We start from the raw sequence: 13,494 nt of genomic DNA, 5'->3' as shown, positions 1-13,494 counted from the left end.
TCCCGAGGCGGAGCGGCGGGGACCATCCCTCGCCCGTGGGGGCGCCGCGCCGGGCATCGGTCGATGAACATGGCCGCCTCCACCGAGTGGCGGCGTCGGGCCCCGACCCCAGCACCAGGAGGAGAACCGGAGGATTTCGGGAGCTTTCGATGGTCGGCTGTCACCAATCGCCGTCAAATGGCGCCTTCTCCCGTGACGGAGCACAGCCCACCCGAGCCCACCGGAGCCAGCCATGTCCGACGACCCCGCCCGCGCCGAGCCCGAGCTGCTCACCATCACCGAGGCCGAACTCCTCCGCGCCCCCGTCGCCACCCTGCGGTACTGGCGCCACCTGGGCCCCGGACCGCGCAGCTTCCGCCTCGGCCGCCGCGTCCTCTACCGCCGTAACGACCTTCAGGCGTGGGTGGACCAGCAGCTGGGCCGAGGCGCCGCCGGGTAGATCCGAGGAGGGGCGAAAGTCGCGTATCTCAGCCCTGACCTCGTCAGAGTCCTCGGGCATGCTGCGGCCCGAACCGTTCCGTCCCAAGGAGTGACGACGCCGACCGCGAGCCAGGCCGCGTCGAATACGTGGAGGAGTCAGCCATGGCGAGCGTTGAGAAGCGGGTCCGCAACGGGCGGACGACCTACGAGGCGCGGTGGCGGGACGACCAGGGCAGGCAGCGCAAGAAGTCCTTCGGTAAGAAGGGCGACGCCGATCGCCACGCGGCTACGGTCGAGGCGGACAAGGCGCGCGGCACGTACGTCGAGCCCTCGAAGATCACCGTCGCCCAGTACGCCCGGGGGTGGGCGCAGACGCGCCCGCACCGGCCGACCACGGCACGGCGGACGGAAATGATGATCCGGTTGCACATCGAGGGAACGCGTCTCGGTGGCCGCAGGCTCGCGGACGTGCGCCCGTCCGAGGTCCAGGCGTGGGCCACCGACCGGTCCAAAGTGCTGGCACCGACCACCGTGCGGCAGGCCGTCGGTCTGCTTCGCAGCGTGTACGGGTCCGCGGTCCTCGACAGGCTCGTGGCCGAATCCCCCGTCGTCCGCATCCAGCTCCCACGGCACGAGAGGGAGCGGGTCGTCCCCCTGTCGGTCGAGCAGGTCGCGGCTCTGGCCGGGGCCATGCCGGTGCGCTACCGGGCCATGGTCCTCACCCAGGCCGGGCTCGGCCTCCGGATCGGCGAGCTGCTGGCACTCCGCGTCCAGGACGTCGACTTTCTGCGACGGATCGTCCGGATCGAGTGGCAGTTCACCCAGGGGTCGAAGGGCGAGCGGAGCGAGCCGAAGACTCCCCGGTCGAGGAGGAGCGTCCCGCTGCCCCGGGTGGTCGCCGACGTGCTGGCCGCTCACCTGGCGGCGTACCCGGCAGGCGACGACGGAACGATCTTCAACACCGGGAAGGGCGCCCCACTCGGGCACGTCTACTACGGCCACAACCTCATGGGTCGAGCGGTGAACGAATCGGGCCTACCGAAGGGGACGACCAGCCACGACCTGCGGCACCACTACGCCAGCGTCCTGCTGGCCGCCGGCGAGTCGGTCGTGGCGGTCGCCGAGCGACTGGGGCACGAGGACGCCTCGCTGGTACTGAGTACCCACGGACACCTGATGCCGGACTCGGACGACCGGACGCGGATCGCCGTCGACACGGCGTGGGACGCACTCGGCGACTCGTGTGCCCCGGATGTGCCCCACGACGCGCAGGCGGGCCGTTAGTCGGCCAGGTCGACGATGACGGGGGCGTGGTCGCTCGCGCCTTTTCCCTTGCGTTCCTGGCGATCTATCAGGGCATTTGTCACCCGGCCGGCCAGGGCGGGGGAGCCCAGGACGAAGTCGATCCGCATGCCCTCCCGGCGCGGGAAGCGCAGCTGGGTGTAGTCCCAGTAGGTGTAGACCCCCGGGCCCGGGGCGTGCGGGCGGACGACGTCGGCGTACCCGGCCTCGACCACGGCCCGGAAGGCCGCGCGCTCGGGCGGGGAGACGTGCGTGGAGTGGGCGAAGACGTTCATGTCCCAGACGTCGTCGTTCTCCGGGGCGATGTTCCAGTCGCCGACCAGGGCGACGGGGGCGGCGGGGTCCTCGGCCAGCCAGCCGGCCGCGCTGTCCCGCAGAGCGGCCAGCCACTCCAGCTTGTACTGCAGGTGGGGGTCGGCCAGCGTCCGGCCGTTGGGCACGTAGAGGCTCCACACCCGCACGCCACCGCACACGGCGCCCAGCGCCCGGGCCTCCGGGGCGGGGTCCTGGCCCTCCTTGGAGGACCACGACGGCATCCCCGGGAAACCGACCTGGACGTCCTCCAGCCCCACGCGGGAGAGGATCGCGACGCCGTTCCACTGCGAGTGACCGACGTGCGCCACCTGGTACCCGAGAGCGCTGAACACCATCTCCGGGAACTGGTCGTCCCGGCACTTGGTCTCCTGCATGGCCAGCACGTCGACGTCGTGCCGCTCCAGGAAGGCAGCCACGCGGTCGGCGCGGGTGCGGATCGAGTTCACGTTCCAGGTGGCCAGGCGCACGGGACCCGAGCTTACGGAGCGGGACGCGGGCGACCGTCGGCGCGGCGTCCTCCCGGTGTCGCCGGATCGGGGTGTTTGCGGCCTCCGCGGCGGCGGTCGGGCCGCCGACCTGGCCCGACGGTGCGATCATGGCCGGGTGAGCGGGCGGGCGGAGGTGGCGACGTGACCGCCGACACGGCTCCGGTGGCACCCGAGCACGGCAGCCGGCCCTCGGGCCACGGCACCCGGCGCGCCCCCCGGGGCTTCGGCGCCGCACTGGGCTGGACCGCCCTCGGGACGCTCGTCCCGGGCGTGGGCTACCTCGCCGCCGGCCGGCGCCGGCTGGGCGGGATCGTGCTCGGCGTCTTCCTGCTCCTGGTCGCCGGCGCGGTCTGGCTGGCCACCGGCGGGCGCCGCTTCGCCGCCCGGACCGCCGTCGACACCGACGTCCTGCTCGGGGCGACCGTCGGCATCGGCGTCCTGGCGCTGCTCTGGGCGGTCGTGGTGGTGACCGGGTACCGGATGCTGCTCCCCCGGCCGACCTCGCGCGGCCGGCACGTCGTCGGGGGCCTGCTGGTGGCGCTGCTCGTCGCCGGCGTCGCCGTCCCGGCGGTGGTGGCCGGCCGGATCGCCGTCACCTCGCGGGACCTGATCGACGGTGTCTTCGCCGACGACCGCGAGTCGGCCACGGTGCCCGACAGCCCGGACCCCTTCGGCAGCAAGGACCGGGTGAACGTCCTCCTCCTCGGCGGCGACGGCGGGGCGGGCCGGGAGGGCGTGCGGACCGACACGGTCATCGTGTCGAGCACCGACACCGAGACCGGTGAGACGACGCTGTTCAGCCTCCCCCGCAACCTGGAGGACCTGCCCTTCCCGGAGGACAGCCCGCTGCGCGAGGTCTACCCCGAGGGCTTCGACGCGGGCAGCGAGAGCGAGAGCCTGCTCAACGCCGTCTACCGCAACGGCCCGGCTCAGCACCCCGACATCCTCGGCCCGACCGACGACCCGGGCGCGGACTTCCTCAAGCTCGGGGTGGGCGAGGCGCTCGGCCTCACCATCGACTACCACGTGCTGGTCAACCTCGAAGGCTTCAGCAGGCTGGTCGACGCCCTCGGCGGCATCACGGTGAACGTCAACTACTACGTCCCCATCAACGGCGACCCGGGCACCGGCGAGCTGCCGGACGACTACATCGAGCCGGGGCCGAACCAGCGGATGGACGGGTACACCGCGCTGCAGTTCGCCCGCGGCCGGTTCAACCTCACCGACTACGACCGGATGGCCCGGCAGCGCTGCACGATCGACGCGATCGTCGACGCCGCGGACCCCGTCACCCTCCTGCAGCGCTACCAGGAGCTGGCGGCGACCACCGAGGACATCGTGAGCACCGACATCCCGCGCTCGGTGCTGGACGACTTCGTCGACCTGGCGTTCCTGGTCAAGGACGCCGAGCTGCGCAGCGTGGTGTTCGACGAGCGGGTGATCTCCCCGGCCTACCCCGACTACGACCTCATGCGGAGGCTGGTGCAGGAGGCCATCGCGCCGCCCGCCGCGCCGGCTCCCCCCGGGCCGTCGCCGGAGACGCCCGCCCCCGAGGGCGAGCCGGAGCCCGCACCCAGCCCGGTGGCCGACGTCCGGGACGCCTGCGCCTACGACCCGGTGCAGGCCCAGGAGGCGCGCGCCCAGGGGAAGCCGCCGACCCGCCAGGGCTGAGCCCCGCCAGTGGCTCAGAGGCGGACGTCGGCGTAGGACCCGAGCTGCACCCACGGGTCCGCCCGGTCGCCGGGAGCGGGCGCCCGGGCGGCGCCCGACGGGACCGGGAGCCGGTCGACCGCGGCCAGGGCGGCCAGGTCCACGCCGGCGATCGCGGCGATGTCGGCGATCGGCACCTGGAACGTGCGGTAGGCGCCCAGCGGTGGTGGGTCGCCGGCCGCCGCCGCGGCCCGCAGGGCGGCCCCCAGGTCGTCGACGAGCGGTGACTGGTCGAGCAGGTAGCCGGTGGCGGCGAGCGCCCCGCCCTGCACCAAGGTGACCACCTTCCAGAACCGCAGCGGCACGGCGACGTCCCGGTACAGGGGGTCGCCCGGGTCCAGCACCGGCCCGGCCAGGACCACCAGCCGCCGGTCGTGGACCTCGGCGTGCTCCTGCACGTGCTCCTCCAGGCCCAGCCACAGCTGCTTGCCCTGGTTGAACAGCGCCGCCTGCGGTGCGGCGTTCGGGTAGTGGAACGTGTCGGCGTTGGCCTGCTCGGCCTCGGCCTCGTCCCGTCCCCAGCAGGCCGACGCCCGGCGGACCAGGTGCCCGCGGTCGAGGTCGTTCCGGGCGTAGACCGCCGCCCCCGCCTGCTCGGCGGCGGGCAGCCGGGGGTCGAGCGTCCACTCGATGCCCTCCCGGTCCAGGCTGATCAGCCGGGCGCCGTCCATCGCCAGGGCGGTCACCGCCGCCAGCCGCCGGTCGGGGCGGTGCAGGACCGTGAAGTGCGTGTAGGGGAGCGCCACGGTGCGCTCGGGCGTGGTGAGGCCGGGCAGCGGCACCGGCGTCCCGAGGAACCCGGGGTCGTAGCCGCGCCGCCCGGAAAGGTCCCGGCCGCGGCTCAGCGCGTCGGCCATGACGGGACGCTAGGCCCGCCCGTGCGGGGGCGGCCCCCGGCGGCGCCTCCCGGCCCGGCGTCCCGGCGTGTCGGGACGGGGCGGAGAATGCCCGTGTGCCCGCCGCAGTCGTCCGTCCCGTGACCGCCGTCGACGACCCCCTGCGGGCCGAGCTGCTGGCGTGCTGGACCGACGTCTCCAACGCCGGCGGCGCGGTGGGCTTCGTCCCGCCGGTGACACCGGAGGACGTCGCCCCGGTCCTGGACCGCCTGCTCGACGGCGTCCGGTCCGGTCGGGACGTCCTCTGCGTGCTCTCCGAGGAGGGGCGCACCGTCGGCTTCGCCGTCCTGGTCGGCCTGGCCGGGCCGCTGCGACGGCACTGGGGGACCGTGCTGCGCGTGCAGGTCCACCCGTCCCGCCAGGGGGAGGGCCTGGGACGCGTGCTCATGGACGGCGTGCACGAGGTCGCCCGGTCGCGGGGCTGGGAGTTCCTGCACCTCACCGCCCGGGGGGGCACGGGGGTGGAGGAGTTCTACCGCCGGCTGGGCTACCGCGAGGTGGGCCGGGTGCCCGGCGCGATCCGCGTCGCCCCCGGCGACGACAGGGACGAGATCTCGCTGGTCCGGCCGCTGTAGACCCGCGCGCCCGGCCGGTCCCGGGCCTCTGGCACGGTGGATGCCATGACCACCCCGGAGCCGTCGCCCATCGCCCGCCGCGAGCGCCTCGTGGGGCTGCTGCTGCTCGGCATCGCCTTCGTGCTGCTGGTCTCGTCGCCGACCTGGTTCGCCAGCGACCGGGGTGGCGTCGGGGTGGCCCAGCTGGTCGTCGCCGGGCTGTTCGCCGCGATCGGCGCGTTCCTGCTGCGCCGCGCCGCTCGGGGCTGACGCCCCCGTTTGCGCCGGTGGTGTGATCGGCAGCACACTCGCGTGCGTCGTGACCGGCGGACGGAGGGACCGGCGATGAAGCTGGCCAGGCAGGAGCTGGTGCGCGTCCTGCGCACCGAGGGCGACAACGACACGGCCGACGCGCTCGAGGGCAGCGGGCTGCGGGAGGAGATCGACACCGATCGCGATGCCGAGGCGCTCGCCGCGATCGGGCTGGACCGGACCACGCTGATGGCCAAGCTGGCCGGCGGGTCCCTGGGGACGACGCTCACCCCGTGAGCGCCGTCCCCGGGTCCGTCAGCCGGTGAAGGGGCGCTCGCGCGCCAGCTCCTCCTTGGCGACCCCGCGGATGTGCACCGCGTCGGGGCCGTCGACGATCCGCAGCGTGCGGGCGCTGGCGTAGAAGCGGGCGAGCACGGTGTCGTTGCTGACGCCGGCGCCGCCGTGCACCTGGATCGCGCGGTCGATGACGTCGAGCGCCACCTTGGGGGCGGCGACCTTGATCGCGGAGATCTCCGTCTTCGCGCCCTTGGCGCCGTACTTGTCGATCAGGTCGGCCGTCTTGAGCACGTAGAGGCGTGCCTGGTCGATCTCGATGCGGGAGAGCGCGATCGCCTCGCGGACGGTGCCCTGGTCGGCCAGGGGGCGGCCGAAGGCGACGCGGTTCTTCGTGCGCTCCACCATCAGCGCCAGCGCCCGCTCGGCCATGCCGATGGCGCGCATGCAGTGGTGGATGCGGCCGGGGCCGAGCCGGGCCTGGGCGATCATGAAGCCGTCGCCCTCGCCGGAGAGGATGTTGCTGACCGGCACGCGGACGTCGGTGAACCGCAGCTCGGAGTGGCCGTGCTGGTCCTGGTACCCGAAGACCGGCAGGTGGCGGATGATCTCCAGCCCCGGGGTGTCACGGGGGACCAGCACCATCGACTGCTGCCGGTGCGGCGGGCCGTCGGGGTCGGTCTTGCCCATGACGATGAAGATCTGGCAACGCTCGTCGGCGGCACCTGAGGTCCACCACTTGCGGCCGTTGATCACGTACTCGTCGCCGTCGCGGACGATCGAGGTCTGGATGTTGCGGGCGTCGGAGGAGGCGACGTCGGGCTCGGTCATCGCGAAGCCGGAGCGGATCTCGCCCTCCAGCAGCGGGGCCAGCCAGCGCTCCTTGTGCTCGGGCGTGCCGAACAGCATGAGCGTCTCCATGTTGCCGGTGTCCGGCGCGCCCACGTTCATCGCCTCCGGGGCGATCGTGGGCGACCAGCCGGTGATCTCGGCGACGGAGGCGTACTCGAGGTTGGTCAGGCCGCCGACCTCGTGGTGGAAGAGGTTCCACAGGCCGCGCTTGCGCGCCTCGGCCTTGAGCTCCTCGAGGATCGGCGGGTGCTCGTGGTTGTCGTGGCCGCGCTCGGCCCGCCACTGGTCGTAGACGGCCTCGGCCGGGAACACGTGCTCGCGCATGAAGTCCCACGCGCGGGCGCAGACGTCCTCGGCCTTGGCGGAGAGAGCGAAGTCCATGCCCCGCAACGTAGCGGCGGACGTGACGGGCGTCGCACCGGGGTCTCCTCCCGGCCCCGGAGACGCCGCGAGCCGGGCCCCTCCGGAGAGGGACCCGGCCCGCGGGTGCGCCTCGTCCCGGCGGACGAGGCGGTCGGTCAGACGCGCCGGTTGTCGACGGCGTTGCGCACCGGCAGCAGCGCGATCACGAGGCCGACGATCGCCGTGGCGATGTGCAGCACGTTGTCGGCACCGTTGATGCTGAGGAAGTCCCAGTCCTTGCCGATGGCGATGAGGCCGTAGACGAACGCGGCGCCGTAGCCCACCGCGAGCAGCCAGCCGTAGGTGCGCGCACCGGCCAGCGTCCGGGACAGCACCAGACCGGCGATGCCGATCAGGATGTGCACGACGTTGTGCATCCCGTTGATCTCGAAGAAGAGCAGCTTCTCCTCGGTGTTGTGCGCGAAGAAGTCGTCGAAGCCGGTGATGAAGAAGCCGACGATCCCGACGAGCAGGTAGATCGCGCCGAAGGCGAGCCCGAGGATCTCGGGGACGGTCTTGCCCCGGCCGGTGGCGTTGTGGCCCGATGCGGCCATGGTGTCCTCCCAGGTGGTGGTCCCGTCAGGTCCTGACGGGTGCTGGCGGCCCTGTACCCCCGCTTGAGCAGGAGTAACGGGCGTCACCCACCCGGGCGACGGTCGTTGCCGAACCGTCACCTGGGCGGGAGGTGCCCGCCGGGCCCTCGTCCCCGTGTTCGGGAGCGGGGGCCCGGACGGTTCGGTCCGGGAGGAGGTCAGTCCCGGCCGGGGCGGGGGGTCGGCTTCGGCCGGCGGACGACGAACGGCCCGATCGCGAGCAGGTCGACCGGCGCCGAGCCGAAGCACTCCAGCGCGTCCCGCGGGTCGTCGACCATCGGCCGGCCCGCGGTGTTGAGGCTGGTGTTGACCACGACCGGGAGTCCGGTGCGCCGCTCGAACGCCGAGATCATCCGGTGCACCAGCGGCTGCTCCTGCGGGTCGATCGTCTGGATCCGCGCGGTGCCGTCGACGTGCGTGACGGTGGGGATGCGCTCGCGCCACTCCTCGGCGACGTCGTGCACGAAGAGCATGTACGGCGAGGGGATGGGGCCGCGGCTGAAGATCTCCGCTGCCCGCTCGAGCAGCACCATCGGCGCGACCGGGCGGAACTGCTCGCGTCCCTTGACGTCGTTCATCCGCTCGAGGTTGGCCTCGAAGCCCGGGTGGGCGAGCAGGGAGCGGTTCCCCAGCGCCCGCGGGCCGTACTCGCTGCGGCCCTGGAACCAGGCGACGACGCCGTTGTCGGCGAGCACCTCCGCGACGGCCTCGGCGACGTCGTCGGGGCGCTCGTAGTCGATGGCCGCCGTCTGCAGCCACCGCTCGATCTCGTCGTCGCTCCAGCCGCGGCCGAGCGCCGCGCCGGCCATCGGCTCGGTGCGCTCGCCGAGCTCGGCGGCGACGTGCAGGGCGGCGCCGAGCGCGGTGCCGGCGTCACCGGCGGCCGGCTGGACCCACACCCGCTCGAAGGGGCTCTCGGCCAGGATGCGGGTGTTCGCGACGCAGTTGAGCGCGGTGCCGCCGGCCATGGTGAGGGTCTTCTCGCCGGTCTGCTCGTGCACCCAGCGGGCGAGGTCGACCAGCACCTCCTCCAGGCGGGTCTGCACGCTGGCGGCGAGGTCTGCGTGCGCCTCGGTCCAGGGCTCGTCCTTGCCGAGGCGCGGGGCGAACTCGGCGAAGTCGATCCGCTCGGTGCGGAACCCGCCGTCGTCGGTCGCGCGGATCAGCTCGGACAGCTCGCCCAGGAAGCGCGGCTTGCCGTAGGAGGCCATCGCCATGACCTTGAACTCGTCGGAGCTGCGCAGGAAGCCGAGGTGGTCGGTGAGCTCCTCGTACATGAGGCCGAGGGAGTGGGGGAGCGCCTGGCCGGCGAGCACCTCCAGCTGGCCGTCGACGTAGCGGCCGGCGAGGTGGCTGTGCGCCTCGCCCCGGCCGTCGAGCACCAGGACGGCGTTGTCCCGCTGGGGGGCGGCCTTGCCGGCGGAGGCGGCGTGCGCGACGTGGTGCTTCACGAACCGGACCTTGGCCGGGTCCAGGCCCGGGAGGGCGTGCGCGAGGAAGTCGGGGGCCATCTCGGCGTACTTCTTGCGCATGGTGTCGCCGTCGTCGAACAGCCCGGAGTCCTCCGGGGTGCCCATGAGCGCCGGGTCGAAGGAGTAGGCGACCGCGTCGAGCTCCTCGGGGCGGATGCCCGCCTGCTTCAGGCACCAGGCGGCCGAGAGCTCGGGCAGCTCCCACGCGCTCCACGGCAGGGGTCGCTTGCCGTGCTTGCGGCGGCTGAACCGCTCCTCCTCCGCTGCCGCCACGATCTTCCCGTCGACGACGAGCGCCGCCGCGGGGTCGTGGTAGATCGCGTTGATGCCGAGGACCTTCACGCATGCACTCCTTGGTCTGGGGATCGGCCCGTCTGCTCCGCGCCTGCCCGTCGTCATGATCATCACGGGGCCGCGTCGGCGCCGCAGCTCGAAGCGGGTCAGGTGCGGGTCTGCAGGAGCTCGTGCTCGAGGACGGCGGCCAGGGCGAGGGTCTTGTAGCCGACCTCGTCGAACAGCACGGTGATCCGGTCGTCCTCCACGCGCATGACGGCGCCGGCGCCCCACTCGGTGTGCTCGACGGGTGTGCCGACGGGGAAGGGCGTGTCCTCGAGGTCGTCGGGGGCGTGCTCGGAGGCGGTGCCGGCCGAGCAGTTGTCGCAGTTGCCGCACGGCTCGTCGAGCTGCTCGCCGAAGTAGCCGAGCAGGAACTGCCGCCGGCACTCGGTGGTCTCGGCGTAGCCGCGCATCATCTCCACGCGGCTCTGGTCGACCTTCTCGTGGTGCTCGGCCAGCTGTCGGGCCTGCTCGGCCGCCTCGCCGGGCGCGGGCGCGCCCTCGGCCGGGAAGGCGGCGCCCTCCTCGTCCAGGACGACGGCCGACACCTGTTCCAGCAGGTTGAGGTCGCGCACCAGGGGTGTGGCGGCCCGGCCGGTCTCCTCGCGCAGCGCCTTGACGTCGACGCCGTCGTCGAGCCCGGCGGCCGCGGCGGCCTGCACCAGCCCGGCCACCTGCTGGAGCTCCTCCTCGGCGGGGGTGCCGGCGGCGAAGAAGCGGCGCAGCCCGAGGTCCTCCTGCCGGTGGACGAGCACGGCGAGCGCCGGCTCGCCGTCCCGCCCGGCCCGGCCGATCTCCTGGTAGTAGCTGTCGACGGAGTCCGCCGGCTCGGCGTGGACGACGAAGCGGGTGTCGGGCTTGTCGATGCCCATGCCGAACGCGGTGGTGGCGACGACGACGTCGAGCTCGTCGTCCATCCAGGCGCGCTGGGTGTCCTCGCGGACAGCCTTGGCGAGGCCCGCGTGGTAGGCCCGCGTGCGCAGCCCGCGGTCGGCGAGCTGCTGGGCGATCCCCTCGGTGCCCTTGCGGGTGGCGCTGTAGACGATGCCGGGGCCGCGGCCCTCGCCGATCTCGGCCAGGACGCGGTCGAGGACGCCCTGCTCCTTGCCGTGGGCGTCGGCGTAGTGGTCGACCTCGAGCCGGATCTCCGGGCGGTCGAACCCGGCGACGACGACCTCGGCGTCGCGCATCCCCAGCTGCTCGACGATCTCGGCGCGGACCGGCGGCGCCGCGGTGGCGGTCAGCGCGAGCACGGTCGGGTGGCCGAGCTGCTCGATGACGCCGCCGAGGCGCAGGTAGTCGGGGCGGAAGTCGTGGCCCCAGGCGGAGACGCAGTGCGCCTCGTCGACGACGAACAGCGCCGGCTCGGACTCGGCGATGGAGTCGACGACCTCGGGCTTGGTCAGCTGCTCGGGGGCCAGGAAGAGGAAGCGGACCGTTCCGTCACGCAGGCCGTCCAGGGCCTCGCGCTGGTCGCCGGCCGACATCGTGGAGTTCAGCTGGGCGGCCCGGCCGGCGCGGTCCTCGAGCTCGGTGAGCCGGTCGACCTGGTCCCGCTGCAGCGCGATGAGCGGGGAGACGACGAGCACGGGGCCCTCGAGCAGCTGCCCGGCGACCTGGTAGACCGCGGTCTTGCCGGCGCCGGAGGGGAGGACGGCGAGCGTGTCGCGACCGCCGACGACGGCCTGCATCGCCTGCTCCTGCCCGGGGCGGAACTCCTCGTAGCCGAGGACCTCGCGGGCGAACTGGCGGATGCGGCGGGTGCGGACGGACGCGGTGGCGCCGGCGGGGTTGTCCCGCTCGGAGGGGGAAGGCACCCGCTGCCTCTCCCCGGCCGCCCTGCCGGGCAAACGGTGCGCAGGCCCAGGCCGCGTTCCCCCGGGAGCGCGCTCACCCGAGCTCGGCGGTCCCGCCGGGCCCACCCAGCGGGGCGCCGCCGTTCCGCACGTCCGCGCGCTCGGCGGCGGCCCGTCCGGCGTACCACCCGCCGGCGTCCACCGAGGAGCGGCTGCGGCCGGCCCTGACCCGCGGGAAGAGCTCCGCCGTCCGCGCCTCGACCGCCTCCTGCCGGGACCGCAGCACGGGCAGGAGGTCCACGCCGCGCTCCGCCGCGGCCCCGGCGGTGGCCTGCCGGCGCGCCGTGGTGAGCCGCTCGCCGATGCGGTGGGCGTAGCCGAGCAGGAACGCCCGGCGGAAGGTGCGCGACCCCGGCCGCCCGCCGGCCGACCGCTCGGCCGCGGCCAGCGCGTGGGCCACCTGCAGCAGCAGCGAGGTGAACAGCAGCTCGACGGCATCCAGGTCGCCGCGCACGCCGACCAGGGTGGCGATGCCGAGCCCCTGGTACCAGACCAGCTGCACGCTGTTGGCCTCGGCGACGGCGCCCAGGAGCTGGGTCTTGGCCCGCACGTAGGGGTCGGCCACGTGGACCCGCCGCGTGTCGACGTCGTGGGCATGGAGCGTGACGTCCTCCAGCAGGGCGGCGTCCACCGCGTGCCGGGCCATCAGCTCCTGCGCCTTGGCGGTCAGCGCCTCGGCCTCCTCGGCGAACTCGGTGGACTCCGCCTTGGCCAGCAGCCCGCGGATCCGGCGCAGCACGCGGTCGTCGCCCTCGCCGACCGGGCGGTCGGTGCGCACCCGGGCGGCGCCCCATCGCGACGGCGGCGGGACGAGCACCTCGATCCGGGACGCGCCGCGCAGCACCCCCAGCAGCGAGAGGACGACCCGCCACGCCTCCGCCGGCGACCGCCGGGCGCCTCGCTGCCAGGCGGCGACCACGGCTGCGTCACCCGGGCCGAGGGCGTCGAGCTCCTTCAGCTGGTCGACCCAGCTCTCCGGCGCCCGCGCAGCGGCATCCGTGCGGCGGGCGTGCTCGGCGATCAGCGCGACCGCCAGCGGCACTGAGCCCGCAGGAGCCTCACGGCGGGCCGCGTGCGCCACGTCCGCCGGCTGCCAGCCCCGTTCCCACACCTCGTCGAGGGCGCCGAGCAGCGTCCGTGTGACGAGGCCGCCGGCGTCGACGTCGGGGTGGTGCCGGGCGAGCCCGGGCGCCAGCTGGGCAGCCGTCCCGGCGTCGGGCCGATGACGCAGCAGGTCCGCCAGCCAGGCCTCGTCGATCACGCCCAGCATGCTGCCCGTTCCCGGCGGTGGGGCGGGAATCCGGCTGTGGACGGCGGGGTGGCGTCCACAGGTCCGTCTAGGGTCTGGCCGTGCCCGCGACCTACCGCATCTCCGAGGCGGCGGCGCTGCTCGGCGTCAGCGACGACACCGTGCGCCGGTGGATCGACAGCGGCCGGCTGCCTGCCCGGCGCGACGGCGCGGGACCGGCCGTCGTGGAGGGCGTGGAGCTCGCGAAGCTCGCCACGCAGCTGCGGGAGGCGCCCGAGCCGGGGACCACGCCGTCGTCGGCCCGCAACAAGCTGACCGGCATCGTCACCCGCGTGCTGCGCGACACGGTCATGGCGCAGGTCGAGATCCAGGCCGGTCCCTTCCGGGTCGTCTCGCTGATGTCCCGCGAGGCGGCCGACGAGCTGGGTCTGGAGCCCGGCGTCCGGGCCGTCGCGACCGTGAAGGCCACCCAGGTCAGCATCGACGTCCCGTGACCGCATCTG

General features: G+C 74.0%; 14 protein-coding genes. 7 read left to right on the top strand and 7 right to left on the bottom strand.

Annotated features, from left to right (window positions below):
* The first annotated feature begins 232 nt into the window (after nt 1-232).
* Together E4P43_RS16675 and E4P43_RS16670 are read left to right on the top strand one after the other, a co-directional pair.
* Nucleotides 233-439, top strand: coding sequence for a helix-turn-helix domain-containing protein (locus E4P43_RS16675; protein WP_135146568.1), 207 nt, complete (start codon nt 233-235; stop codon nt 437-439).
* A 143-nt stretch (nt 440-582) separates the two neighbouring features.
* Nucleotides 583-1,704, top strand: coding sequence for a site-specific integrase (locus E4P43_RS16670; protein WP_135146567.1), 1,122 nt, complete (start codon nt 583-585; stop codon nt 1,702-1,704).
* Here the strand turns inward: E4P43_RS16670 and E4P43_RS16665 are convergent.
* Entirely contained in the window at nt 1,701-2,504 is an 804-nt protein-coding gene (locus tag E4P43_RS16665; RefSeq protein ID WP_135146566.1) for an exodeoxyribonuclease III, read from the bottom strand. The two genes, E4P43_RS16670 and E4P43_RS16665, sit on opposite strands and share 4 nt — an antisense overlap.
* Before the next feature lie 162 nt (nt 2,505-2,666).
* Here E4P43_RS16665 and E4P43_RS16660 point away from each other — a divergent pair, with 162 nt between their 5' ends.
* Nucleotides 2,667-4,196, top strand: a complete 1,530-nt coding sequence (locus E4P43_RS16660; RefSeq protein WP_135146565.1) for an LCP family protein — start codon at nt 2,667-2,669, stop codon at nt 4,194-4,196.
* A gap of 14 nt (nt 4,197-4,210) precedes the next feature.
* On the opposite strand, the gene E4P43_RS16655 is transcribed toward E4P43_RS16660, so the two are convergent.
* On the bottom strand, nt 4,211-5,092 hold the full coding sequence (locus E4P43_RS16655) for a DNA/RNA non-specific endonuclease (protein WP_135146564.1): 882 nt from the start codon (nt 5,090-5,092) through the stop codon (nt 4,211-4,213).
* Between the two features lie 95 nt (nt 5,093-5,187).
* On the opposite strand from E4P43_RS16655, the gene E4P43_RS16650 reads away from it, so the two are divergent.
* From E4P43_RS16650 to E4P43_RS16640, 3 genes are all read left to right on the top strand, one after another.
* Nucleotides 5,188-5,706, top strand: a complete 519-nt coding sequence (locus tag E4P43_RS16650) for a GNAT family N-acetyltransferase (protein WP_135146563.1) — start codon at nt 5,188-5,190, stop codon at nt 5,704-5,706.
* A gap of 45 nt (nt 5,707-5,751) precedes the next feature.
* Nucleotides 5,752-5,955 carry a hypothetical protein gene (locus tag E4P43_RS16645; protein WP_135146562.1) on the top strand — a complete coding sequence of 68 codons (204 nt, stop codon included), beginning with the start codon at nt 5,752-5,754 and terminating at the stop codon, nt 5,953-5,955.
* Between the two features lie 75 nt (nt 5,956-6,030).
* Nucleotides 6,031-6,234 (top strand): hypothetical protein, encoded by a 204-nt coding sequence (locus tag E4P43_RS16640; RefSeq protein ID WP_135146561.1) that lies wholly within the window; start codon nt 6,031-6,033, stop codon nt 6,232-6,234.
* 18 nt (nt 6,235-6,252) lie between these two features.
* On the opposite strand, the gene E4P43_RS16635 is transcribed toward E4P43_RS16640, so the two are convergent.
* The 5 genes from E4P43_RS16635 to E4P43_RS16615 form a co-directional block, all read right to left on the bottom strand.
* Nucleotides 6,253-7,464: an acyl-CoA dehydrogenase family protein gene (locus E4P43_RS16635; protein WP_135146560.1), complete on the bottom strand. Its 1,212-nt coding sequence runs from the start codon at nt 7,462-7,464 to the stop codon at nt 6,253-6,255.
* A gap of 137 nt (nt 7,465-7,601) precedes the next feature.
* Nucleotides 7,602-8,039, bottom strand: a complete 438-nt coding sequence (locus E4P43_RS16630; RefSeq protein WP_135146559.1) for a DUF4383 domain-containing protein — start codon at nt 8,037-8,039, stop codon at nt 7,602-7,604.
* A 197-nt stretch (nt 8,040-8,236) separates the two neighbouring features.
* Nucleotides 8,237-9,892, bottom strand: coding sequence for a carbamoyltransferase C-terminal domain-containing protein (locus E4P43_RS16625; RefSeq protein ID WP_135146558.1), 1,656 nt, complete (start codon nt 9,890-9,892; stop codon nt 8,237-8,239).
* A 98-nt stretch (nt 9,893-9,990) separates the two neighbouring features.
* The gene (locus E4P43_RS16620; RefSeq protein WP_135146557.1) at nt 9,991-11,703 is read right to left on the bottom strand and encodes an ATP-dependent DNA helicase RecQ; all 1,713 of its coding nucleotides are present in this window, start codon (nt 11,701-11,703) and stop codon (nt 9,991-9,993) included.
* Nucleotides 11,704-11,776: 73 nt separating this feature from the next.
* Complete coding sequence (locus E4P43_RS16615) at nt 11,777-13,003, bottom strand: DUF2786 domain-containing protein (protein WP_167759219.1); 1,227 nt, start codon at nt 13,001-13,003, stop codon at nt 11,777-11,779.
* 89 nt (nt 13,004-13,092) lie between these two features.
* On the opposite strand from E4P43_RS16615, the gene E4P43_RS16610 reads away from it, so the two are divergent.
* The gene (locus E4P43_RS16610) at nt 13,093-13,485 is read left to right on the top strand and encodes a TOBE domain-containing protein (protein WP_135146555.1); all 393 of its coding nucleotides are present in this window, start codon (nt 13,093-13,095) and stop codon (nt 13,483-13,485) included.
* Nucleotides 13,486-13,494 lie beyond the last annotated feature (9 nt).

The sequence above is a fragment of the Blastococcus sp. TF02A-35 genome (assembly GCF_004571075.1).
Classification (GTDB): Bacteria; Actinomycetota; Actinomycetes; order Mycobacteriales; family Geodermatophilaceae; genus Blastococcus.
The sequence above is the reverse complement of the archived record's forward strand: the minus strand, read 5'-3'. Positions and strand labels throughout refer to the sequence as shown.